The sequence below is a fragment of the Agrobacterium sp. a22-2 genome, assembly GCF_012276985.1.
Classification (GTDB): domain Bacteria; phylum Pseudomonadota; class Alphaproteobacteria; order Rhizobiales; family Rhizobiaceae; genus Allorhizobium.
Window position 1 is genome coordinate 93028 of the sequence record NZ_JAAXMM010000008.1, and the last position, 23888, is coordinate 116915.

General features: G+C 61.5%; 25 protein-coding genes, 1 tRNA gene and 1 pseudogene. 21 read left to right on the plus strand and 6 right to left on the minus strand.

The annotated features are described in order from the left end of the window. Positions 1-106 precede the first annotated feature (106 nt). Positions 107-1186 carry a LacI family DNA-binding transcriptional regulator gene (locus HFC70_RS13905; RefSeq protein WP_168473864.1) on the minus strand — a complete coding sequence of 360 codons (1080 nt, stop codon included), beginning with the start codon at positions 1184-1186 and terminating at the stop codon, positions 107-109. 200 nt (positions 1187-1386) lie between these two features. Here HFC70_RS13905 and HFC70_RS13910 point away from each other — a divergent pair, with 200 nt between their 5' ends. The 6 genes from HFC70_RS13910 to HFC70_RS13935 are packed head-to-tail and all read left to right on the plus strand — an operon-like array spanning position 1387 to position 7556. After that, positions 1387-2619, plus strand: coding sequence for an ABC transporter substrate-binding protein (locus HFC70_RS13910; protein WP_168473865.1), 1233 nt, complete (start codon positions 1387-1389; stop codon positions 2617-2619). Between the two features lie 24 nt (positions 2620-2643). Further along, complete coding sequence (locus tag HFC70_RS13915) at positions 2644-3561, plus strand: carbohydrate ABC transporter permease (protein WP_168473866.1); 918 nt, start codon at positions 2644-2646, stop codon at positions 3559-3561. 23 nt (positions 3562-3584) lie between these two features. After that, positions 3585-4475 (plus strand): carbohydrate ABC transporter permease, encoded by an 891-nt coding sequence (locus HFC70_RS13920; protein WP_210259276.1) that lies wholly within the window; start codon positions 3585-3587, stop codon positions 4473-4475. Positions 4476-4477: 2 nt separating this feature from the next. Beyond that, entirely contained in the window at positions 4478-5590 is a 1113-nt protein-coding gene (locus tag HFC70_RS13925; RefSeq protein WP_168473867.1) for an ABC transporter ATP-binding protein, read from the plus strand. Then, entirely contained in the window at positions 5535-6389 is an 855-nt protein-coding gene (locus HFC70_RS13930) for a sugar phosphate isomerase/epimerase (protein ID WP_168473868.1), read from the plus strand. Before HFC70_RS13925 ends, HFC70_RS13930 begins: the two co-directional genes overlap by 56 nt. Further along, complete coding sequence (locus HFC70_RS13935) at positions 6390-7556, plus strand: Gfo/Idh/MocA family protein (protein WP_168473869.1); 1167 nt, start codon at positions 6390-6392, stop codon at positions 7554-7556. Positions 7557-7893: 337 nt separating this feature from the next. On the opposite strand, the pseudogene HFC70_RS13940 reads toward HFC70_RS13935, so the two are convergent. From HFC70_RS13940 to HFC70_RS13950, 3 genes and pseudogenes are all read right to left on the minus strand, one after another. Beyond that, a pseudogene (locus tag HFC70_RS13940) lies at positions 7894-8130 on the minus strand (IS6 family transposase); the annotation flags it as partial. Between the two features lie 313 nt (positions 8131-8443). Continuing rightward, positions 8444-8824, minus strand: coding sequence for a DUF983 domain-containing protein (locus HFC70_RS13945; RefSeq protein ID WP_168473870.1), 381 nt, complete (start codon positions 8822-8824; stop codon positions 8444-8446). Positions 8825-8921: 97 nt separating this feature from the next. Next, positions 8922-10325, minus strand: a complete 1404-nt coding sequence (locus HFC70_RS13950; protein WP_168473871.1) for a PLP-dependent aminotransferase family protein — start codon at positions 10323-10325, stop codon at positions 8922-8924. Between the two features lie 411 nt (positions 10326-10736). Between HFC70_RS13950 and HFC70_RS13955 the strand changes: the two genes are divergently transcribed. The 9 genes from HFC70_RS13955 to HFC70_RS13995 are packed head-to-tail and all read left to right on the plus strand — an operon-like array spanning position 10737 to position 18478. Beyond that, positions 10737-11219 (plus strand): MSMEG_0572/Sll0783 family nitrogen starvation response protein, encoded by a 483-nt coding sequence (locus tag HFC70_RS13955; RefSeq protein WP_168473872.1) that lies wholly within the window; start codon positions 10737-10739, stop codon positions 11217-11219. A gap of 60 nt (positions 11220-11279) precedes the next feature. Beyond that, positions 11280-12317, plus strand: a complete 1038-nt coding sequence (locus HFC70_RS13960) for a Nit6803 family nitrilase (protein ID WP_168473873.1) — start codon at positions 11280-11282, stop codon at positions 12315-12317. Then, positions 12253-13371 carry an MSMEG_0568 family radical SAM protein gene (locus tag HFC70_RS13965; protein WP_210259269.1) on the plus strand — a complete coding sequence of 373 codons (1119 nt, stop codon included), beginning with the start codon at positions 12253-12255 and terminating at the stop codon, positions 13369-13371. Before HFC70_RS13960 ends, HFC70_RS13965 begins: the two co-directional genes overlap by 65 nt. Further along, on the plus strand, positions 13368-13910 hold the full coding sequence (locus tag HFC70_RS13970; protein ID WP_168473874.1) for an MSMEG_0567/Sll0786 family nitrogen starvation N-acetyltransferase: 543 nt from the start codon (positions 13368-13370) through the stop codon (positions 13908-13910). The genes HFC70_RS13965 and HFC70_RS13970 overlap by 4 nt, the downstream gene beginning before the upstream one ends. Before the next feature lie 2 nt (positions 13911-13912). Further along, on the plus strand, positions 13913-14881 hold the full coding sequence (locus HFC70_RS13975; RefSeq protein WP_168473875.1) for a sll0787 family AIR synthase-like protein: 969 nt from the start codon (positions 13913-13915) through the stop codon (positions 14879-14881). Next, complete coding sequence (locus tag HFC70_RS13980; protein WP_168473876.1) at positions 14878-16032, plus strand: MSMEG_0565 family glycosyltransferase; 1155 nt, start codon at positions 14878-14880, stop codon at positions 16030-16032. Before HFC70_RS13975 ends, HFC70_RS13980 begins: the two co-directional genes overlap by 4 nt. Next, positions 16025-16312, plus strand: coding sequence for an MSMEG_0570 family nitrogen starvation response protein (locus HFC70_RS13985; RefSeq protein WP_168473877.1), 288 nt, complete (start codon positions 16025-16027; stop codon positions 16310-16312). Before HFC70_RS13980 ends, HFC70_RS13985 begins: the two co-directional genes overlap by 8 nt. Before the next feature lie 10 nt (positions 16313-16322). Further along, a complete protein-coding gene (locus HFC70_RS13990; protein WP_168473878.1) occupies positions 16323-17597 on the plus strand; it encodes an MSMEG_0569 family flavin-dependent oxidoreductase in 1275 nt (424 codons plus the stop codon). A gap of 44 nt (positions 17598-17641) precedes the next feature. Then, the gene (locus HFC70_RS13995) at positions 17642-18478 is read left to right on the plus strand and encodes a Pnap_2097 family protein (protein ID WP_246735787.1); all 837 of its coding nucleotides are present in this window, start codon (positions 17642-17644) and stop codon (positions 18476-18478) included. Positions 18479-18631: 153 nt separating this feature from the next. Here HFC70_RS13995 and HFC70_RS14000 read toward each other — a convergent pair. Then, positions 18632-18718 (minus strand) — tRNA-Leu (locus HFC70_RS14000). 461 nt (positions 18719-19179) lie between these two features. Between HFC70_RS14000 and HFC70_RS14005 the strand changes: the two genes are divergently transcribed. Then, complete coding sequence (locus HFC70_RS14005; protein ID WP_168473879.1) at positions 19180-19596, plus strand: BA14K family protein; 417 nt, start codon at positions 19180-19182, stop codon at positions 19594-19596. 49 nt (positions 19597-19645) lie between these two features. Here the strand turns inward: HFC70_RS14005 and HFC70_RS14010 are convergent, their stop codons facing one another. Beyond that, a complete protein-coding gene (locus tag HFC70_RS14010; RefSeq protein ID WP_168473880.1) occupies positions 19646-19951 on the minus strand; it encodes a SelT/SelW/SelH family protein in 306 nt (101 codons plus the stop codon). Between the two features lie 132 nt (positions 19952-20083). Here HFC70_RS14010 and HFC70_RS14015 point away from each other — a divergent pair, with 132 nt between their 5' ends. The 5 genes from HFC70_RS14015 (at position 20084) to HFC70_RS14035 (ending at position 23870) form a co-directional block, all read left to right on the plus strand. Then, positions 20084-20530: a DoxX family protein gene (locus HFC70_RS14015; protein ID WP_168473881.1), complete on the plus strand. Its 447-nt coding sequence runs from the start codon at positions 20084-20086 to the stop codon at positions 20528-20530. Between the two features lie 128 nt (positions 20531-20658). Continuing rightward, the gene (locus tag HFC70_RS14020) at positions 20659-21357 is read left to right on the plus strand and encodes a type 1 glutamine amidotransferase (protein ID WP_168473882.1); all 699 of its coding nucleotides are present in this window, start codon (positions 20659-20661) and stop codon (positions 21355-21357) included. Between the two features lie 3 nt (positions 21358-21360). Next, complete coding sequence (locus tag HFC70_RS14025; RefSeq protein ID WP_168473883.1) at positions 21361-21930, plus strand: sugar O-acetyltransferase; 570 nt, start codon at positions 21361-21363, stop codon at positions 21928-21930. 52 nt (positions 21931-21982) lie between these two features. Then, on the plus strand, positions 21983-22606 hold the full coding sequence (locus HFC70_RS14030) for a TetR/AcrR family transcriptional regulator (protein ID WP_168473884.1): 624 nt from the start codon (positions 21983-21985) through the stop codon (positions 22604-22606). Between the two features lie 46 nt (positions 22607-22652). Next, complete coding sequence (locus HFC70_RS14035; RefSeq protein WP_168473885.1) at positions 22653-23870, plus strand: MFS transporter; 1218 nt, start codon at positions 22653-22655, stop codon at positions 23868-23870. The last annotated feature ends 18 nt before the right edge of the window (positions 23871-23888 follow it).

Here is a 23888-nt window from a genome sequence, read left to right on the forward strand (position 1 = left end):
AAGGAAATAGGTGGCCGGATTTTACTCCGCCCGCGCCCGGACCATTCCGCCGCTACCGTGGACTAATTTTGCACCGCCGCTCTCAGGCTAAGGGGACGGCGCGGTATCAGGCGTCATTCTTCCGATCAGGCTCAGTCTCGACGACTGGTAGGACGCGAACGCTGTCTCTCTCTACCAATTGGACGGGCAGGATAAGCCGGGAGGGCTGCTCCACCGCCGGCGGTCGTGCGGCAGCTGTCCGGATCGCTTTGACAAGCGTCTCCGCGGAGAACACGCCCACATCAAGCAATGGAATCGCAACGGTCGTCAAGGGAACCGACAGGTGGGCTCCGAACTTGATGCCATCAAATCCGATGATGGAAACATCCTTCGGGACCTCGATTTTCGCCCGTTGCAGGCTGCCAATGAACCCAATCGCGATCTCATCTGAACAGCAGAACACTGCCGTCGGCCGATCGCTGGCCGGCATCGCCAGCCAAACGGCTGCGGCGCCAACGCCAGCGTCGAAGCGGAAGTCCCCATTGAGGAACCAGTCTTCCCGTATGGGCAATTCGAGTTCGCGCATGCGCTGGCGCATGCCCTCCTCTCGCCGCCGCGCCGCGAAGTTCGCGGCATTGCCTCTGATGTGCCCGATCTTCCGATGACCGAGATCATGGAGATGATCGACGGCAAGGCGCCCACCCTGTGCGTTGTCTGTACTGATATGCGGAAATGGGAGCGATTGCGGCCAATCGAAGGCGCATACCAGCGGTACGTTCACCACATCGGCTCGATCAAGCAACCGCACTGCTATGTTGTCACCTCCCAGCACTATGACGCCATCGCATCTGCTACGGTTCATATAGCTCAGCAGGTCTATCTTGCCGCCCGGGCTGTTGTGGGCGGATTGGTCCCCGACAAACATGCTGTAGCCGGCTGCCGTCAGTACCGAGGCGACCCCGGCGAGGATTTCTGAAAAGAGCGGGCTCGAAAGATCCGGCACGAGGACGAAAACCGCCTGAGTGCGCTGCTGGCGAAGATTTCTGGCCGCTACATTGATGGTGTAGCCGACCGCCTCCACCGCATGTGCCACGATCTCCAGCGTTTCGGGCGCCACTTTTTCCGGATTGGAAAGTGCTCGGCTTACTGTGGAAGGCGAAACGCCCGCGCGCCTGGCCACATCGACAATTCGGGGTAAACGGCTCATGGCAGGCACCTTATGTATCGCAACTCATTATATCGGCATTCCACTCACTAAACTGCTTCGGATGGACTTCCCTTGAGTGAAAAACTTTAACCTTGAAATAAATTCCAAACGGTGTAATTTCAAGCATGAAATCGATGTCATAACAAGCCGCACAAAAGCGGAGATGAATCCTGGAACTTCAAAAAAACAGGGGAACAACCATGCGTAAAACTCTTTTAGTGCTCGCGATGACATCGATGTCATTTTCCCAAGCTGTCGCCGATCCTGCCGCAGAGGTGACCCATTGGTGGACGTCTCCCGGCGAGTCCCGAGCCGTTGGCGTGCTGGCCGGAGCCTATCGCGCCCAAGGCGGCGAGTGGATCGACAGCGCCGTTGCAGGGGGCGCAAATGCCCGTGCGGTTGCCTACAACCGGATCATAGGCGGCAATCCACCGACAGCCAGCCAGTTCACCGCCGGCAATGAAATGAACTCGATGGTGCAGCAAAACCTGCTACGGGACGTGACGCCGCTGATCAACGAGTTTGGCTACGACAAGGTTCTAACGCCGGTACTCGCCCGAGCCGTCCTGCGCGACGGTCATTATTACGGACTGCCGGTGTCAATGCAGGTCCAGAACGTCTTTTTCTACTCCCTGCCGGTGATGAAGGCAGCCGGTGTCGATGTCGATGCCTTGACTGACTGGCCGTCATTCTTCGACGCGCTGGATAAGGTCAAAGCTGCTGGCTACGTGCCGCTGGCGTTCGGGGTCGATCCCGCGCTTCTCAGGCATCTCTTTTCGGTCGTGCTGATGCAGGCGGGGGGCAGGGACCTCTACACGAACGTTCTGGGCGACAACTATCAGGCGGCGTTGGCATCGCCGAAGTTCCTGAAGGTGGCAGAGTATTTCCTCAAGTTGCGGACCTATACCGACGAAGGAGCAGAGAACCGCGCCTGGAATATCGCAACGAACATGGTCATCAAGGGAGAGGCCGGTTTTCAAATCATCGGTGATTTTGCCAAGGGGGAAATTACCAATGCCGGAATGAAGCCGGGCATTGATGTCGGTTGTTTCTCAGGCCCGGGCGAGCGGATCTACCAGATCGGCAGTGACGTGTTCGTTTTCCCCCTCGTGGAGGACGCCAATCATCAGGAGGGGCAGGCTCTGCTCGTCAAGACATTGCTTGAGCCCAAGGTGCAGTTGGATTTCGCCAAGGCCAAGGGCGGACTTCCGATCGCTAAGGATTTTGACGTCAGCCAGCTTGACGCCTGTGCGCAGAAGATGTTCCCAGCTGTGCTTTTGCCCGAAAATCAGGTGCCAGCGCCGGCGCAGCTTGTCTCGCCCGATGTATGGGGAGCTGTCACCGACGCCCTGGTGCAGGCTTGGTCGAACCCCACTTCAACTGCGGGCGATCTATCGGAGCAACTAATCTCCGCAATTGAACTCGCTCGATAAATTCGGCTGAGAGCGAGATTCACGATGGAGAGCACCACGCCCGGACGGCGCGCATCAAGCCGTCCTCCGTTCCGCATCCGTATGGAGCAAATTGCCGTTGTTCCGGCGTGGGCCATCTTGTTGATGGCCTATTTCGGGACGCTGATATTCACCGTGGTCTTGTCCTTTACAAGCTCTCGAGGCTTTCCACAGTTCGATTTTGTGGGATTGTCCCAGTATCGACGGTTGATAGCGACGCCGCGCTGGTCGGTGTCAGTGGAAAATCTTTTGATTTTCGGCACAGGGTTCATAGTCTGGTGTCTCGTGTTCGGCTTTCTTCTGGCCGTGGTGATGGACAGCCGCATCCGCGGCGAAGGATTCCTGAGGACCGTCTACCTCTACCCCCATTCCATGTCGTTCGTGGTCACCGGGCTCGCCTGGCAATGGATGTTCAATCCGGCATTGGGTATCCAGTCGACCGTCAGGGGTTGGGGCTGGGAAACGTTCACGCTGAACTGGCTGACCCGACCGGATCTCGCGATCTATGTCATGATCATTGCCGGAGCGTGGCAATCGACCGGCCTGATATCCGTCATCCTGCTGGCCGGTCTGCGCGGCGTGGACGCAGATGTCTGGAAGGCGACAAGGGTCGATGGCATACCGACCTGGCAGGTTTATTTGCGGATCGTGCTGCCGATGATCAGGCCAATGGTCGCCGTCTCCGTCATCATGCTCGCCATCTCCGTGGTCAAGGCCTACGACCTCGTGGTCGCGCTGACCAATGGCGGCCCGGGAATGTCAACAGAACTCCCGGCTAAGTTCGCAATGGACAACCTCTTTGCCCGCCAGAACATCGGCCTCGCCTCCGCTTCCATCACGCTCATCCTTGTAAGCGTCGTCGCCATCGTCGGACCCTGGATGTATTGCGAAGCGCGCAAGGCGAAGAATTCGGGAGGTCACTGAATATGGATCGTCAAGCCTCGGCTATGCAGGTCGACCGCAAGCCAATCCCCCGCAGCAGGCCTCGGCTCTTTTCTTCGGGCCGCATTGGACTTTACATCTTCGCCTTCGCGAGCATGCTGTTTTTCCTTCTGCCCTTTTGGGTCATGCTGGTGACTTCCCTGAAGCCTATGGATGAAATCCGGCTCGGCAATCTCCTGGCGTGGCCCCACAACCTGACGTTCCAACCCTGGATCGCGGCGTGGTCGTCGGCCTGCACGGGCCTTGTCTGCGACGGAATTCGCGGCGGCTTCGTCAATTCGGTCCTGATCACCGTTCCGGCGGTCATCATTTCCGTCCTGTTCGGGGCGATCAACGGTTATGCGATTTCGACATGGAAGCCGCGCGGGGCCGATCTTCTGTTCGGCGGCCTCGTGCTCGGCGCCTTCATTCCCTACCAGGTCTTCGTCTATCCAATGACCCGCATACTCGCCAATTTCGGCCTGTTCGGTTCGCTGGGCGGTCTGATCGGCATCCATGTGATCTTTGGGCTGCCCCTGACAACGATGCTCTTTCGCAATTTCTATGCCGGGATGCCCCCCGAGCTCTTCAAGGCGGCGCGTGTCGACGGCGCCGGGTTCTGGAAGATGTTTGTCTACGTCATGCTCCCCATGTCGATGCCGATCCTCGTGGTAGCCCTGGTGCTGCAGGTGACAGGCATCTGGAACGACTATCTACTCGGGCTCATTTTCGGTGGCAGTTCGTATGCGCCGATGACCCTGCAGCTCAACAACATCGTCAATACGGTCGAGGGCGAGCGCAACTACAATATCGACATGGCCGCGACCATCATCACCGCCCTCGTTCCCCTTCTTGTCTATTTTCTCTCGGGCAAGCTCCTGGTTCGCGGAGTAACCGCCGGGGCTGTGAAAGGCTGATCATGATAGAAGCAACCCCCTCCGCTCCCCTGGGAGCCCGCTCCAGCGTCTCGGTTCGCGACCTGACCATTGCCTATGGCGATCTGGAAATCCTGAAAGAGATGAACCTCGATGTCCGAACCGGTGAGTTTCTGGTTCTGCTCGGACCGTCGGGATGCGGCAAGTCTACACTGCTGAACGCGATCGCGGGGCTGAACGACATCCGTTCAGGCCAGATCTGCATCGGCGACGTTGATGTGACCTATGCGGAACCCTCGAAGAGAGGCATCGGCATGGTGTTCCAGTCCTATGCGCTCTATCCGAGGATGACGGTCGAGCAGAACATGTCGTTCGGCCTTCGGATGACATCGACGCCGAAAGCCGAAATCGGTGCTCGCGTTGCCGAAGCGGCCCGGATTTTGCAGCTGGAGCCACTTTTGAAGCGGCGCCCCGCGGAATTGTCTGGAGGCCAGCGACAGCGCGTCGCCATCGGCCGGGCATTGGTCAAGAAAGCCGGGGTCTTCCTCTTTGACGAACCGCTGTCGAATCTCGATGCGAAGCTGCGTTCCGAACTCAGGGTCGAGTTGAAACGCCTGCATCAGGATCTCGATTCCACGATGATCTATGTCACCCATGATCAGATCGAGGCCATGACACTTGGTGACAGGGTTGCCGTCATGAAGGACGGGATCATCCAGCAGCTCGGCACGCCGCATGAAATCTACCATCGTCCGGCCAATCGCTTCATCGCATCCTTCATCGGCACACCGGGTATGAATTTCATCGACGGAAAGGTCGAGATAGGCCCTGATGGCGCCTGTTTCCGATCTGCGGCCGTGGATGTGCCCCTCACGGGATATGAGCCGGCTGGACCTTTTCGCCAAGGTCCGGCCGTCCTGGGGATACGGCCGGAACATATCCAACCTGTGCCTGAAGACCTTGGCGGACCGGCAATGTCCGTCACACTGGTTGAGGCCATGGGGCCGGAAACGATCGTTCATGGACGAACCGGAGAAGACGCCTTGGCGCTGCGGGTGCCGGGCGAATTCGAGGGAGGTCGGGGGGACGTCCTGCATTTGAGTGTCGCCGCCGCGAAGGTCAATCTCTTCGACACCGCCAGCGGTCTGCGTCTTTAATCTTCAAAAATACATATCGGAAGAAGTCCTCCAGATGACCATGCTACAACCTTTCTGTTTCCAGATTTTTTCGGCGCGGGAGTTTCCACCAATTTCCGAGCAGCTTCGTCGTGTGGCCGAAATCGGCTTCCGGGCGATCGAGACCTATCGCGACCTCTATGAAAACCCGGCACAAATGCGAGAGCTGCTCGATCAATACAATCTCTCCGCTCCGACGGGCCACTTCGCGCTTTCGGCGCTGGAATCAGAGCTTGAGCGCCATATGAAGGCAGCCCGCATTCTCGGCATCGAAACGATGATAGTGCCTTTCCTGCCTCCCGCCAACCGTGCGACGGACGTCGCCGGTTGGAAGGCGATCGGGGCGCGTCTGGAAGACATGCGCAGACGCGTGGAGGTGGAAGGCTTCGGCTTTGCCTGGCACAACCACAACTGGGACATGGCTCGGCTGGAGGACGGCAGCACGGCCATCCAACATATCCTGGGTGAGGAAATGCAGTGGCAAATGGATGTCGCCTGGCTGGCGCGCTCCGGCCAGGACCCGTTCGAATGGATGAGACGATACCACGGACGCATATGCAGTATCCATTTCAAGGATATGGCCCGCCCGGGCGAAAACGAGGATGAGATGGGCTGGGCCGATCCCGGTGAAGGCATCCTGCCCTGGGATGCGCTCTGGGCTGCGGCGATCGAGGCCGGCGCAAGCATTTCCGTGGCCGAACACGATATGCCGAAGGACTACGTCCGCTTTGCAAGTAAGGCCATGGCCCAGCTCAGGATTCTCGCAGGGGAGATCGCGTAAATGATACATCTGGCTCCAATGCGCGTCGGCGTGGTCGGCTGCGGCAGCATCTCCGATATCTATCTTCGCAATGCCCCGCTGTTTCCGTCGTTCAAGATTGCCGGTGTCGCCGACATCCGGCCAGAGGCTTCCGCTGCAAAGGCGGCGCAATACGGCATCAACTCAATGACTGTGCAGGCGATGATGACGCGCGATGACATCGATGCCATCCTCAATCTGACGATCCCGGAAGCGCACGCCCCCATTGCCCTGCAAGCAATCGCAGCCGGCAAGCATGTCTATCTTGAAAAGCCGCTGGCAACGTCGCTTGCCGATGCGCGCGCCATTCTGGACGCCGCGGCAGAGGCGGGTGTGCGGATAGGTTCAGCGCCGGATACAGTTCTGGGACCAGGGGTATCGACGGCGCGCGAACTGATCGTCTCGGGGCGTATCGGTCGACCATTGATCGGGACCTCGGCAATGATGAACCATGGCATGGAGGCGCGTCATCCCAGCCCGGATTTCTTCTTCAAGCCGGGCGGGGGGCCGGTTTTGGACATGGGACCGTACTACGTCGCGCTGATGACGGCACTTCTGGGCGGCGTTACCGCCGTGGAAGCAAGCGGCCTTATCGGCTTTGCGGAGCGGACAATTACCACGCCCGGAGCGGCCCGTCAGGGAGAGACCATTAGGGTCGAGACCTTTACGACGGTGCAGGGGATGCTCTATTTCGAATGTGGAGCTCAGGTCAGTTTTTCCTATAGCTGGGATATCTGGAAGCACAGCCTACCGCCACTCGAACTACACGGAACCGAAGCCTCCCTGCGGATCCCGGATCCCAATTTCTTCGCGGGCAAAATCGAGATTGGCGTAGGACGCGATCCCTGGGAGGAGATCGATACATCTGCACTGCCGTACGGTGAGCCCAATTATCCCTATCCCGGCATGGCCGGTTTCCCCGACGATGTGAAGCCCTTGTTCGCCAACTATCGCGGTCTGGGCCTCGCCGACCTCGCCACTTCGATCGCGGCGGACAGACCCCACCGCGCTTCGGGCGAGGTTGCGTTCCATGTGCTGGAAGTTCTGACCGCGATCATGGAGGCCGCCACCCATGGACGGCGCATCCATATCGTGTCGAAGCTCGGCATGGCGATCCCATCTTCCGAGACTCCGGCATTGTGTGGTTGATCGCGTTTCACATATCTATCGGAATCGACAGGGAAATCTATAAATGGCGACACTTGATCGAGAACTTCTTTTGTCTGCGCATCTGGCGCTTGACCGCTTCGGTCACGCCGCGGTTCTGGCCTGGGGGTATAGACCTTGAAGCGGTGGGTTTTCGGGGCGTTGTGGCCCATGTCTCCGGCGGCGGCGATGATGCGGGAGGCGTCGCGCTAACCTGCGCCTCGATAGCGGGAATGACGGTTGCCAGCCTGTGGCCGTCATAGGGCTTGCCGAGCAGTGCCTGAATGGGCTCCATTGCAAACATTTCGCTTGGCCTTGAAGAGGCCTTCCTACACCTCAATCACGCGGTTTTGGCATCGAGATTCTGCGCGAGCCGGGCCACCACCTCGGTGACCGCGCTCGGCCCAATGCCGAAAGCGCGTTCTACCATGCGAGCCTCTCCACGAATGTCGCCGGTTAGATTGAAAATTGCAGCCTGCCCCTTGCGTAAAGCGCGCATGACCTCGACTCCTTTGATCGTCGCATAGGCCGTTTTCAACGTCTTGAACCCTCTGACCGGCTTGATCAGCTGTTTCACCACAAGATCACCTCGGCCTGGAAATGCCGCCACTTGAACCGAAGGTCCGCGCAGCGAAATCGCTCATCAAAAGTCTCGCTGAAAATCACCAGCGCTCTTTCCGGCATCAACGGATCTTTCGCAACGGAGCCCCGAAGAGACGGTGGCTAGGCTCAGCATCTAAATCGACATTGCGGATGGCGGGAGAGAGTTCCGCTTCAGCCATCCGCCCGGATCAATTTCCTGATCTTCGGTCTACTAGGGAACAGGTCTTCCAGATCTCGACAAGCCGTGCATTTCAGGCGCCGACCACCCGTAGAAAATGCGCTCATCCTCACTCGTCCGCTTTGACCAGCCGTCCCTCTTCGGCCTTGTAGAAAAACTGGCTTGCGACCAGCCAACCCTTCAGCGGGCGCAGCGGCAATATGCAGGTGAGCGCCATGAACGGTATGGTGACCAGCAGATGAGCCCACCAGGCCGGTTCATAGACGATCTCGAACCACACGCCCAGCAGCATGCTCGGCACGCAGGCAAAGCACATGACGAAGAAGGCCGGACCATCCGCCGGGTCGGCAAAGCCGTAATCCAGGTCACAGATCTCGCAACGGGGCTTGAGGGTCAGGAAGCCATTGAACATATGGCCCTGGCCGCAACGCGGGCAGCGTCCGCGAATGCCTGTTTCCATCGGCGCAAGGGGCGGGAATTGGTCTTCCATGGTGAGTCACTCACTTTGTTTCATATTGATTGCATCAATATCAGATATTGAATGCAGATAATATGCGACAATGTGGCCTGCCGATGAAACGGCAGGATTAGAAGAACGAGCCGGCCATCTCCGGCGAGCCTTCCAGAGCGTGGCCCATGAATTCCAGGGCACCTTTCAGCTTTTCCCGGGTGATGGAGCCACCCAGGCAGACCCGGACGGCCTCGTCGGGCGTACCCTCGACGGTAAACGCATCGCTGGCGACGACACCAATGCCGGAATTGCGCATATGGCTGCCGAAGGTGGACCGGGTCCAGCCATTGGTCAGCGGCAGCCAGATGTTGAAGCTGATCGGATCGGCCCGGTAACTGCCGGCCGGCAGCAGGGCGGCGACAATCTGCTGGCGCGCCGCCGCCTCGGTCCGGATGAAGCGCAGGATGGTGTCGGCCGTGCCATCCTCGATCCAGCGCGTCGCCAGCGCCACATTGAGCGGCGAGGCCATGACATTGTTGGCACGCATGGCGCTGACGAAGGGCCAGGCGGATTTGGTATCCGGCGCAACGACATAGGCAAGCCTTAGGCCCGCACCGATACATTTGGCCAGTCCGCCGATATGCCAGGTCAGATCGGGCGCCATGGTGGCCAGCGGCGGCGGTGCATGGACCGGGATGAAACCATAGGCGTCGTCCTCGACGATCGGTACGTGATATTTGCGGGCCACGGCGCAGATTTCCTCCCGCCGCTTTTCCGGCACGGTCAGCGTCGTGGGGTTCTGCAGGGTGGGGTTGAGATAGATCGCCTTGGGCGAGCGGCTTTTGCAGGCTTCTGCCAACGCGTCCGGGATGACGCCATGTTGGTCCATGGCCAGGCCGCAGAGGCTGAGGCGCAGTTGTGCGGCAATCGAGCGAATACCGGGATAGGTGATATTTTCGCACAGCACCGTCTGGCCAGGCTTTGCCAGGTTGGAGAGGATCGCCAGCAGGGCGGGGTGGGCGCCAGGTGTCACGAATATCCGCTCCTGGGACGGCACCAGGCCGCGACGACTGAGCCAGGCGGCGGCGGCATCCTTGTCCATCGGCGAGCCGCCAAACCCCTGGTAGCGCAATAGCGACACCAGATTGGTGGCAACAGCTGTGAGCCCCTCCTGCATGCGGGCCAGCAAGGCCGGGTCGTCGGGCTCCGGCGGCATATTCATGGAAAAATCGATCGCCAGGGTTCGGCGCGGGTCCGGCGCCGCGTCCAGCTGGAAACCGCGCCGCTCTCGCTCCGCGCCCCCCGTCACAAAGGTGCCGCGCCCGACATGGGAACTGACGAGGCCGCGCTTGTGCGCCTCGACATAGCCGCGCGCCACGGTGGTAAAGTCGATATTAAGGCGCTTTGCCAGATCCCGCTGCGGCGGCAGGCGGTCGCCGACAACCAGGACGCCGCTGCGCAGATCCATCTCGATCAGGTCGGCGATCGCCATATAGCGCGGGCTGGTGCTGCGGGTCAGGTCTGGTAGCCATTCTTTCATATCATGCCCTGCGCGATTCTGTACTGTTCCATTGACTGTATATTGTCGCAGCTGCGCGCTGTCATCAGGAAAGACGTGCGACCGGCTCCGGCGAGCTAATCGATGCGTTTCTTCAACGAAAACCGCCCAAAGCAGCCCAAGTCAAGCGGAGGTTCGATACCTCGGACCCCGGAAGCCCATAAATTGATCGCAGATTGAACGCATCAAAATCGCGCCATAGCGCTGCAGATTTCGGCAGGCATTTGCCTTCGGATTCGACAGGCCTTTCTAAATTACCCCTATATTGAATGCATAATTGAATGTATCTGCTTATTATTTGATCGGATATTGCCAAAAATCAATTTGGCACGGGCTTTGCAATCTTTGAACTGCGCCCCACGAGAGGCTCACGTTCAACCAGAGGAGCGATCCATGCCCGCAGTGACCAAACCGGCCCATGAAAAGGGTGACTTCTTCGTCGACTATGAGGAGAAGGTGTTCGAAGACGTCCAGGCCGCGGAGGGCGACAAAGCCCTCATTACTTTCCACACCGTGGCCTTCGAAGGCTCGATCGGCCTGGTCAACCTGCTGCAGGCCAAGCGGCTGAAGCGCAAGGGCTTTGAGACCTCCGTCCTGCTGTATGGTCCGGGCGTGACGCTCGGTGTACAGCGCGGCTTCCCCAAACTCGGCGACGAAGCCTTCCCCGGACATCTCAACTTCAACAACCAGATCGCCGGTTTCATGGAAGAGGGCGGCAAGGTCTATGCCTGCCGGTTCGCGCTGCAGGCGTTGTATGGCCATGGCGAGCCGTCGCTGATCCCCGGCATCAAGCCGATCAGCCCGCTCGATGTGCTCGATTTGATCCTGATCCACCGTCGCGACGGCGCCTTCATCCTCGACACCTGGACGCTCTGACCCATCAGGCGGGGCGCGTGTCGCCCCGCCGCCTTTTCACCTCAGCCAAAGGACCGTGTCATGGACAAGAAAATCGTGCGGGCCGCCGCCGCCCAGATCGCGCCGGACCTGACCTCGCGCGAGAAGACCATCGCCCGCGTGCTGGAAACGATCCGCGAGGCGGCATCCCAAGGTGCAGAGCTGATCGTCTTTCCCGAGACCTTCGTGCCATGGTATCCCTATTTCTCCTTCGTGCTGCCGCCGGTCCTGTCGGGGCGCGAACATATCAGGCTCTACGAGGAGGCGGTCACCGTTCCGTCGCCCGCCACCAATGCGGTCGCCGCCGCCGCCCGCGAACACGGCATCGTCGTGTTGCTGGGCATCAACGAGCGCGACCACGGCACGATCTATAATACTCAGCTGCTGTTCGATGCCGATGGCACGCTGATCCTCAAGCGGCGCAAGATCACGCCGACCTTCCACGAGCGCATGATCTGGGGGCAGGGAGATGGCTCCGGCCTCAAGGTCGTCGACAGTGCCGTCGGCCGCATCGGTGCGCTGGCCTGCTGGGAGCATTACAATCCGCTGGCCCGCTATGCGCTGATGGCCCAGCATGAGGAAATCCATCTCGCGCAGTTTCCGGGCTCGCTGGTCGGCCCCATCTTTGCCGACCAGATGGAGGTGACGATCCGCCATCACGCGCTCGAAAGCGGCTGCTTCGTGATCAATTCCACAGGCTGGCTGACGCCCGAACAGATCCAGTCGATCACGCCGGACCAGGGCCTGCAGAAGGCGCTGACCGGCGGCTGCATGACGGCGATCATCTCGCCCGAGGGCAAACATCTTGCCCCGCCGATCACCGAGGGCGAGGGCATCCTGATTGCCGATCTCGACATGAGCCTGATCGTCAAGCGCAAGCGCATGATGGATTCGGTCGGCCACTATGCCCGCCCCGAACTGCTGCATCTCGTCCTCAACGACAGGCCGACCGCCCCGATGGTCACCCCAGCCGCCCTTCCTCTTCCCGAACGGACCCAGACAAGGATCGACACCGATGGACACGAGAACCCTTCCCTCGACCGAAACGCTGATCAACGAGTTGCAGTCCTTCGGGGCTAGGCTGGTCGATCCCAAGGCGGGCCTTGAAAGCCGCCGCGGCGGCGCCGGCCCATCCGATCACAAGGCGCTGACCATCGACGGCATGACCGTCATGGTGCCGGTGCATACGGCACCGGCCTTCGAGAGCCCCTATGTCGTCGAGAAGCCTGACGAAACCGGCCGGAGCCGCATCAGCCGCGACGGCACTGTGCTGGGCGAAGTCTCCTTTCCGCTGCGACCGCGGTTTTACGAGCGCTCCACGGCGGAGGGCGTTCCCTATTCGCAGATCGCCGTGCTGCACGGTCGCGACGTGCTGGCGACCACGGTGCTGCAGACCTGCATCCGCTACCAAAGCCGCACCAAGACCTGTCAGTTCTGTGCCATCGGCCAGTCATTGGCGGCGGGTCGGACCATCGCCCACAAGACGCCCGCGCAACTGGCCGAGGTCGCCAAGGCCGCGGTCGAGCTGGATGGCGTCAAGCACATGGTCATGACGACAGGTACCCCCAAGGGCGACGACCGGGGTGCCGCCGTGCTGGCGGAAAGCGCCCGCTCCATCAAGGCCGCCGTCGACCTGCCGATCCAGGGCCAGTGCGAGCCGCCGGAAGACGATATCTGGTTCGAGCGCATGAAGGAGGCCGGCATCGACACGCTCGGCATGCATCTGGAGGTCGTCACACCCGACGTCCGCGCCCGTATCATGCCCGGCAAGGCGCAGGTGCCAGTGGAGAAATACATGCGGTCCTTCGAGGCAGCGGTAAAGGTTTTTGGTCGGGGCCAGGTCTCGACCTATATCCTCGCCGGTCTCGGCGATACGCGCGAAGCCATTCTGGATATCTGCGAAAAGCTTGTCGTGACAGGCGTCTATCCATTCGTGGTGCCCTTCGTGCCGATCTCCGGCACGCCGCTGGAAAGTCATCCCACCCCATCGCCAGCCTTCATGCATTCGATCCTCGAGCCGCTGTCGCGCATGCTGGTCGAGAGCGGCCTGAGGTCCGTCGATATCAAGGCCGGCTGCGGCAAATGCGGCGCCTGCTCGGCACTGTCCACCTATGAGAGGAGACTGACCGCATGATCTTCGAACCGATCATCCCGTTCAAGACAGCCGAATACCAGGTCAAGTTCGCCACATCAGCCTGGGAGCGACGGGAGGCTCATGCCCTTCGCCGCGCCGTGTTCTGCGAGGAGCAGAAAATCTTCGATGGCGACGATCGCGATGCGATCGACGATCATGCCATTCCGATCGTCGCGCTGTCGATGCTGGGCGTGGTCTCTGACCAGCTGGTCGGCACCGTGCGCATCCACGAGGCGGAGCCCGGGGTGTGGTGGGGGTCGCGGCTGGCGGTGCACGAGGATTTCCGCAAGATCGGCGCTCTCGGCGCCACCCTGATCCGGCTTGCGGTCTCTTCCGCCCATGCCATGGGCTGCCACCGCTTCCTTGCCAACGTCCAGGTGCAGAACGGCCTGCTGTTCCGGCGGCTGCATTGGGATGTGATCGAGGAGTTCGAGATCTACGGCAAGCCGCATCTGAGGATGCAGGCTGATCTTGCGCATTACCCGCCCTGCATCACACCCGAGGCCGGCTTCGTCGCGCTCCCGAAAAAGGCGGCCTGAGGATGTCCTTCGATCTTGCCGCCATCGCCGACAGGCTCAGGGCCAGCGCCGGCATATCAGCCAAGGCCGATATCGGCGCCGTAGCCGCCCGGCTCGGGCTCTCCAGTCAGGCTGTCGCGGTCGGCGATGATTGCGCGGCAATCCCGGATGGCGACGGTTTCCTGCTGTTGGCCATCGAAGGCTTCATCAACGAATTCGTCGCTGCCGACCCATGGTTTGCCGGCTGGTGCGGGGTCATGGTCAATATCTCGGACGTCGTCGCCATGGGTGGACGCCCCATCGCCGTGGTCGATGCCGTCTGGGCCAACGGCGAGGACGGGGCAGCCTCTGTCTTTGAGGGCATGCGGGCGGCGGCCGAGACCTTCGGCGTTCCCATTGTTGGCGGCCATACCAATATCCGGACCGACCGCGGCCAGCTCTCGGTCGCGATTCTCGGCCGGGCCAGGCGTCTGTTGACCAGTTTCGACGCCAGGCCGGGCGACCGGTTGATCGCCGCCATCGATCACCGCGGCCGCTACCGCGAACCCTTCAACAATTGGGAAGCCGCCACGTCGGCCCCGCCGGAACGGCTGCGCGCCGACCTCGACATCTTGCCCGAGATCGCCGAGGCCGGATTGGCCTTTGCCGCCAAGGATATCAGCCAGGGCGGCATCATCGGCACCGCGATCATGCTGGCGGAATGCTCCGGCGTCGGCATTGAGATCGACCTCAAGGCCATTCCGTTGCCCGACGGCGTGGCCATGGAGCGCTGGCTGTCGACCTTTCCAAGCTTCGGGTATCTGCTTGCGGTTCCGGAGGAAAACGCCGCTGTCGTGCTGGAGCGTTTTGCCACGAGAGACATTGTGGCCGCCGTCATCGGTGCGGTGACGCCGGGCTCGCAAATCGCGGTGACCGCGGATGGGAAGCGCGAACTGATCCGCGACCACCAGGCCACGCCGCTGATGCGCCTCGCCAGGGAGGCCGCTGAATGACCCGCCCCTTGCGCATTGCCATGCTGACCCATTCGACCAATCCCCGCGGCGGCGTGGTGCATGCCATGCATTTGAGCGAAACCCTGGTGGCGCTTGGTCACGACGTGGTCTTGCACGCACCCGACGCCAGCGGCCAGGGGTTCTTTCGCCGGCCGCGATGCGGCACCGCATGCTTGCCTGTCGCTCCCGCGCCAGTACCCATGACTGAAATGGTGGAGCAGCGCGTGGCCGACTATGTGGACTATTTCGAACGACCGTCAGCGCGGGGTTTCGACCTCTACCATGCCCATGACGGCATTTCCGGCAATGCCCTGGCGACCTTGAAGGAGCGCGGGCTGATCCGCGGATTTGCCCGGACCGTCCACCATATCGACCAGTTTTCCGATCCGCGCCTGATGAACCTACAACACCGCTCGATCGACCGTGCCGACCGCTTCTTCACCGTCAGTTCGATGTGGCAAGCGCTGCTCGCTGCCGAGGGCAAGGCATCGGTCAATGTTGGAAACGGCGTCGACACGACCCGTTTTTCGCCTCGGCAGGACGAGAGGGACGTTGGCTTGCGCACACGGCTCAACCTGCCGTCAGGTCCTGTCTTTCTCGGTATCGGCGGCGTAGAGGCCCGCAAGAACACGCTTGGTATTCTCCAGGCCTTCGCCCAGCTCAAGGCGGTCAGGCCGGATGCGCAACTGGTGATTGCCGGCGGTGTGTCGCTGCTGGATCATGGTGTCTACCAGAGCGAATTCCACGCTGTGCTCAAAGGATTGCCCGCTCTTCGCGGTGCCGTGCACCTGATCGGCGCGGTCGCGGACGAGGACATGCCGGCGCTGTTTCGACTGGCCGATGCGCTGGTCTTTCCTTCGGTGAAGGAAGGGTTCGGCCTTGTCGTGCTGGAGGCCATGGCAAGCGGCGTGCCGGCCGTCGTCTCCTCCATCGCGCCGTTTACCGAATATCTCTCGCCCGATGATGCCATCTGGTGCGATCCGCGCAATCCGGCCTCGATCGCCGAGGCCATGATGCTGTCGCTTGCCGAGCCGATCCGTCGCCGGCTGCTGCCTGCAGGGCTTGCCGTTGCCGCCCGTCACGGCTGGCAGAAGACCGCCGAGGCCCATATCGCCAGTTATCTTGAACTCAGGGAGCCCGCCGATGCCTGAAATGCGTTTTGTCGTGACCTGGCCCGGTGGCCGGGACGAGGAATGTTATTCGCCCTCACTGATCATCAAGGATTTCTTCGCCGAGGGGCAGAGCTATCCGCTTGCCGATTTCCTCGACCGCAGCCGACAGGCGTTCACCATCGCCAGCGATCGGGTGGAGGCCAAATACGGATTTCCCTGCTCGCTCGCCCGCGGCCAGCTTGCCCGCATCGAGACCGCCGCGTCAGGCTTTCGCGACCGCCAAGCCGCCACCGTCCTCATGAAGACTTTCCTCGCTTAAGGAGCGAACCATGACCCCGTTTACCTTGAAGAGCCACTATCAGGCTGTTGTCATTGGCGGAGGCCAGGCCGGGCTCTCGGCCAGCCATTATCTCCAGATCCAGGGCATCACCCATGTCGTGTTCGAGGCGAAGACCGCCGCCCACAAATGGCGCGACCAGCGCTGGGACGCGTTTTGCCTGGTCACGCCCAACTGGCAATGCCAATTGCCCGGCCATGCCTATGATGGGCCGGACCCCCATGGCTTCATGGTGAAGGACGAGATCCTCGACTATGTCGGACGGTTTATCGAGAAAGTGGATGCGCCGATCCTCGAAAACACCGTCGTGACATCGGTCGAACGGCTCGGCGATGGTTTTCGCGTCGAAAGTTCCGCCGGCGCGGTGACGGCGGATGCCGTGATCATCGCCACCAGCCTTTATAGCGAACCGGCCGTTCCGCGCGCCGCAGAACGGCTGCCGGAAACGATCACCCAGGTCCATACCGCCGATTATCGCAATGCGGACCAATTGCCGGAGGGCGCTGTCATGGTTGTCGGCTCCGGCCAGTCCGGTTGCCAGATCGCCGAGGACCTGCATCTGGCCGGCCGCAAGGTGCATATGGTGACCGGCAACGCGCCGCGCTGCGCCCGCTTCTACCGCGGCCGCGACGTGGTCGATTGGCTCGCCGATATCGGCCAGTACGACATCACCATCGCCCATGACGGCATGGGCAAGAAAAGGCACGATACCAACCACTACCTGACCGGCCGCGACGGCGGCCGCGACATCGATCTCCGTAAATTCGCGCTGGAAGGCATGGCGCTCTATGGCCGCATGGAGACGGTCAGTGGCGGCCGCATGATCTTCGCTGCGAACCTGAAAGCCAATCTGGACGAGGCCGACCGGGTCTATAACGGCATCAACGCCTTGATCGACCGCCATATCGCGGAGAAGGGCATCGCGGCGCCGGAAGGCTCCGTGTATCAGCCGCTCTGGTCCCCGGACCAGGAGATCACCGAACTCGATCTCGTCGCAGAGGGCATCACGTCGGTCGTCTGGGCGACCGGGTTTCGGCCGGACTGGTCCTTCGTCGGCCTGCCGATCTTCGACGGCACGGGCTATCCGGTGCAGCGTCGCGGCGTGACCGGCATCCCCGGCGTCTATGTTCTCGGCCTGCCCTGGCTGTGGACCTGGGGCTCCGGCCGTTTCCTCAGCGTCGGCAAGGATGCCGAGCATGTGGTCCGTCACCTCACGGATTTCGTTGGCGAAAACCAGCCAGCTCCAAACCGGGTTATGGCCGGGTGAAACCGCGGCCGAGTTGCCGTTCTCTTGCGATAAGGAAACCCATCATGAACATGATGCCGGGCGATCTTCCCACCCTTTGCAGGTCCAGCGCCCGGTCCCGGGCGCTCGTCGAGGCTGCGCTTTGCCCGCAGATCTTGCTCGGCATGCCGCATCTGACGCCCTTCGGCCTGTCGCGCACATGGTTGCTGAAGGAGCTCGGGCATCGGCACTGGCTTCTCCTGGCCGGTCGGCTGGGCCTCGATGACGCCGATTTCCGCACCCCGGACGGTGGCGAAGCCTATGCAGCTTTTTCGGCTCTGAAGATCGACGCCCGGTTGTCGCAGGGCCGCCCCAATGCGGTCCTGACGATCCGTTCCAGCCTCTACCGCGTCTCCGATACGCGTACGGAAAGCGTCCATGCATTGCAGGTCGATGGCTGCGAGATCGGGACGGTCGTGCTTCAATCGGTCTTCGTGGCCCGCACCGGGCAGGACAACCGGTCCATCCGGCGCTCCCTGGTCCGCCATTTCCGGGCTGAGGGTCCTGCTGCGCAGAGCCTGCTGACGGAAGACATCGCAGCCTTACGCCTATGGAGCGGGCCGGAAGGCCCCCCGGAACGGGACATGTCTTTCCAGCCCTGTCCGTTTGAAGAGTTCAACGGCGCCGGACTGCTCTACTTTGCCGAATATGTTGGCCTGATGGGCCGTGCCTTCTGTCAATGGGAGGGGCTGGCGGCAGTGGAGAGGCTGGATCGGCCGATGTCGGTGCTTTTCTACGGCAATATCAATCAGGGTGAGAACCTTTGCATTGGCTTCTATCGATCAGATGATCTGAAACAGGCGAGCCGTTGCGCCATTCAGCGGCCGGATGGCTCTGTTCTGGTTCGCGCTTTCTTTGGCTAGGAAGATGGTCGCGGGGCAACACAGCGATGCGCCTGGTGCCCTGTCAGATCAGAAATTTTCCGGATTCAACAGAATCTCAGACAACAAAAAAGCCCGGAAAACCGGGCTTTCTGTTTGCTTCTGGACCATCTAGGATGGTCTGAAACGGGAATTTGGTGCCCAGAAGAGGACTCGAACCTCCACACCCTTTCGAGTACCAGCACCTGAAGCTGGCGCGTCTACCAATTCCGCCATCTGGGCGACGGTCAGGCATGTAAGGGGGTGGCCCTTTCCTGTCAACTGGCTTTTTGAAGTTTTCGTGTCGAACGTGAAAAAACCTTGTATCAGGCTGCAGTTAAGGGCGCGATGGCATCCGGAGACGGGATGCCATCAAACGAGTCCTCAGGCGCTCGTTGCCACCAAGAGCCATGTCGTTCTCCCATGCCACAAGTAGCATTGGTTCCAGCACTTGAGCGCCGGTAGTTTCCGCAAATAGAGCGGCCCTTTATGTCTCCGAAAAGACACGATCCCATTCGACAAAGTGATTGGCTGGACACAGGTTTGGTCATAGGATCTTTGCTTGGGACGGCAAGGGGCGAGACTTGCTGGCCGATCTGTTGAAATGCTGGTCGTTCCACGGGCTTTCAGCGCTCGTGGAGAGATCGAACAACGAGCCGTAATGATCCCGGACATCGCTTCGGGATCTCTTGAGGAGAGTGTGAATGTCTATGATCCGCAATGCTCTCATCGGCGCGGTGATGAGCCTGACCGGCGCCTTGCCGCAGTCGGTGCTCGCTGCCATGCCGGTGGCGCCTTCGGTGTCTGCGCCGTCCGTTGCATCCGACATTGTCGATGTGCGGGTCGTCTGCGACCGAAATGGCTGCTACGATCGCCCGGTTTATCGCCCGCCGCCGCCGCGTCCGATCTATCGGCCGCCACCGATCTATTACCCGCCGCCGATCTATCGGCCGCCGCCGCCGCCGATCTACTATCCGCCACCGGTCTATCGGCCGCCGGCCCGCAATTGGTCGCTGCATGTGCGCTGGTGCCTGGATCGATATCGGTCCTACAATCCTGAGACAAACCGGTATCTGGCCTATGACGGCTACTACAAGGCTTGCCGGTCGCCCTATTATTGAGGCGCTGTCGTTCAACAGGTGGGGCGGGGACGAAAGTTCCCGCCTTTTTTCATGAGGGGCTTTCCGTCTCCGACTGCGCCCTGTCGGTGTGTCCGAGGTCGCGCTCGGGGTCAATGATGTCGCGCACCCGCTGCTTCAACTCCTTTGGCCCCGGAAAGCCGCCGTCGCGCTTGCGCTCCCAGATCAGCGCGTCATTCAGGCGGATTTCGAAATTGCCGCCGGTGCCGGGTATCAGCGCCACTTCGCCAAGATCGCCGCCGAAGGTCTGCAGCAGTTCCTGCGCCATCCAGCCGGCGCGCAAAAGCCAGTTGCACTGGGTGCAGTAGAGAATGGTGATGCGGGGTTTGTCGTTCATTGTTCGTCTCCACGGGGGCCGGTCACGATAATGTCAACTGATTTACTCATATTTTGACCGCCGTCCAGCTTGAGTTCGTGCGAGGCAATCCGCAGACAGGGACACATGTCAATTCACCAGAAGGAAAACCAGATGTCCAATCCTCCCGACCGCAACCGACTGATCGTTCCAGCCCTCGCGCCGGTTTATAGCGGCGGCTATGTCACCGTTGAAACCATTCTGCGCGTCGTCGCCGGCGTCCTGCTCGTCACCCATGGCTATGGCAAGATCCTCAATCCGATGGGGACCGTCGGCATGGTCGAGGGCCTGGGCTTCTATCCCGGCGTCTTCTGGTCGCCGTTGCTGGCCGCCACCGAATTCTTCGGCGGTATTCTCGTCGCCATCGGGCTTTTCACCCGGCCTGCGGCTGTCGCCGCGACCATCGTGCTGCTGGTCACGGTCTATTTCCATGGCGTGGTTCAGGCGCAGGGCCTTGCCGGCGCGGAAAAGTCGATCCTCTGGGCGGCTATCTTCCTGTTCTTCGCGTTCCGGGGTGGCAATGCGCAATCCGTGGACGCCAGACTGAAGAAAGTCTTCTGATCCCGAAGATCATGAGGCGGCGGATATATTTGTCCGCCGCCTTTATCCTGCGATGCGCCATCTTGAATGCTGCGCCGCATCGTGGTCATTTGCATGTCAGGATTTGAGCGAGGGGCAGGGGCACAGGCATGCGCGTGGCAATCGTCGAGAACATGGACATGACCCATCACGGCCAGGTCGGCGTGGCACTGGCGGAAGCGGGTGCCGATATCGAGGTGATCCGCGCCTTTGCCGGCGAACCGCTGCCGAAAGCCGTGGACGATCACGACGCCCTGGTGGTGTTTGGCGGCGAGCAGAATGCTCGGGACGACGACAAGCATCCCTATCTGCCGCAACTGGCGGCGCTGATGCGCGCTTTCGGCGATGCCGACAAGGCGGTGCTCGGCATTTGCCTTGGAAGCCAGATCCTGGCGCGCGGCTATGGCGCCGAAAACCTGATCGGCAAGGCGCCGGAATTCGGCTGGCAAGTGATCGGCCTGACGCAGGAGGGCGCCGGCGACCCGGTCCTCTCCGCCGTCGAGGATGGTTTCCTGTCCTTTCAGTGGCACGACGACACCTTCACCCTGCCCAATGGGGCCGTGCGGCTGGCGCACAATGCCACGACAGCCAACCAGGCCTTTCGCGTCGGGCGGGCCGCCTATGGCACACAATTCCACTTCGAAGCCCATCGCGGCGTGATCGAGCAGTGGAACCGGCAATTTGCCGCCCATGCCGAGCGTAAGCATCCCGGCTGGCAGGAGAAACATCCGGAACTGGCCGCCATCCAAGGGCCGCTTGCCGATGCGGCGGGCTTGGCCATTGCCCGCGCCTGGGTCCGGCAGATCTAGCATATGGCCACGAGGGAGCCGACCGAACGGCAGAAGATGGCGGCCGGCCAATGGTATACCTGCCTCGATCCGGAACTGGACGGTCTACGTACCGCCGCGCGCAACGCGGTGCATCAGCACAATACCATGCCACCGGATGAGCGCGGTGCCGCGGCGCCTCTGCTGCGTGCCCTGTTTGCGCAGTTCGCCGAGGGCGTGTTCCTCGAGGCACCGTTTCATTGCGGCTATGGTTTCAACATCAGGCTGGGCGCTTCCGTCTACGTCAACGCCGGCTGCATCATTCTCGATTCGGCCCCGGTGACGATCGGGGATCACAGCATGCTCGGTCCCGGTGTGCAGATCTACTGCGCCGAACATCACAAGGATCGCGCCCTTCGCCGGGCGGGCCTGGAAATCGCCAAGCCGGTGACGATCGGCAAGGAGGTCTGGATCGGCGGCTCTGCCATCATTCTGGCCGGTGTGACGATCGGTGATGGCGCCATTGTCGGAGCCGGGTCGGTTGTGACGCGCGACGTGCCGGAGGGCGCCACGGTGGTGGGCAATCCGGCACGGATTGTGGGGCGTTCGAATTGAGGACGTCAAATTTTCGCTTGATTAGGGAACGATCGTTCTCTATATGGTGCGCATGACCATACACCACCTTGATGCCGATCCGTCCGTTCGCGGACCCGGCCGCCCCCGCGAATTCGACATCGATGAGGCTCTCGACAGGGCCATCGAGGTTTTTGCGTTGCGCGGCTATCAGGCCGCCTCCATCGCCGAACTGAAGGCGGCGATGCAGCTCACATCGGGCAGTCTCTACAAGGCCTTCAAGGACAAGCGCGCCATCTTCCTGGCGGCCTTCGATCGCTACAAGACGGTACGCGACGCGCTGCTGACGCAACAACTCGAAAGCGGGGCCTGTGGCCGCGACAGGCTGCGCATCATGGTCTCCTTCTACGCCGAGGCCTCTCATGGTGCCAGTGGGCGACGCGGTTGCCTGGTGGTCGGCAGCGCCACGGAGCTGGCAATCTTCGACGCCGATATGGCAAAACGCGTTGCAACAGCCACCTTGCGCAACGAGGCGCGCATCATCGGGATGATCCGCGAAGGCCAGATCGACGGGTCGGTGCGGGCCGATCTGGACAGTGCTGCGACGGCGCGTGCGCTGCTCTGCCTGATGCAGGGTCTGCGCATCATCGGCAAGACCGGCTGCGACCGTGCGCTGACACTGTCCGTCGTCGATGCCGCCATGAAACTGGTCGATTGAGTTTGATAAATTAGGAAACGAATGTTTCCAAAATATGGAGATCTGCATGTCATTGTCGAACACCACCGTCCCACCCCAGACGTCTGACAGGCTTCCGGGGATCTCCGCCAGCCTGACCTTTATCATGGCGGCCGCCTGCGGCCTGATTGCTGCCAACCTCTATTATGCGCAGCCGCTGGCCGGGCCGATCGGGGTGGAGATCGGCCTGCCGCCGCAGGCGACGGGCCTGATCGTGACGCTGACCCAGATCGGCTATGGCCTTGGTCTCCTGCTGCTCGTGCCGCTGGGCGACCTTCTCGAAAACCGGCGTCTGATCCTGACCATGGTCGGCCTGGTCACCCTGGCGCTGATCGGAGCCGGACTGTCCGTCTCTCCAGCGCCGTTCCTGGGCTTCTGCCTGCTGATCGGCATCGGCTCTGTCGCCGTGCAGATCATCGTACCCTTTGCCGCAAACCTGGCGCCGGACGTCACCCGCGGCCGCGTCATCGGCAATGTCATGAGCGGTCTGATGCTCGGCATCATGCTGGCGCGGCCGGCGGCGAGCTTCATCGCCGGTCTGTCCTCGTGGCATCTCGTCTTCTTCCTGTCTGCGGCCGTCATGATCCTGCTTGGGCTGCTGCTGGCCCGTAGGCTGCCTGAGCGCCGGCCGGCGGCCAAGCTCAGCTATGGTGCCCTGCTCGCCTCCATGGGGCGCCTGGTGGTCACGGAGCCGGTCCTGCGCCGCCGCGCCGCCTACCAGGCCTGTCAGTTCGCTGCCTTCAGCCTTTTCTGGACCGTCACGCCATTGTTGCTGGCCGGCCCCGGCTATGAGCTGACGCAGCGTGGCATAGCGCTCTTCGCGCTGGCGGGTGTGGCGGGTGCGATCGCCTCGCCGATTGCCGGGCGCCTGGCCGACCGCAACCTGTCGCGGCCGGCAACGATACTGGGCATCCTCAGCGTCGCGGTCGCCTTCCTTGTCACCCATCTGGCCGAACATGGCTCCGCGCTGGCTCTCGGCTTGCTGGTCTTTGCTGGCATCCTGCTCGATTTCGGTGTGACCACCACGCTGGTCATCGGCCAGCGGGCGATCTACGGCCTCGGCGCCGAGCTGCGCAGCCGGCTGAACGGCCTCTACATGGCGACCTTCTTTCTGGGCGGCGCCATAGGCTCGGCAGTGGGCGCCTGGGCCTTTGCCGAAGGCGGCTGGTGGCTCGCCTCGTCGCTGGGGCTAGCCCTCCCGGTCTTAGCACTGCTGTATTTTCTCACGGAACGGCGCAGCCGGTGAACGTAAATGGCTGATCCG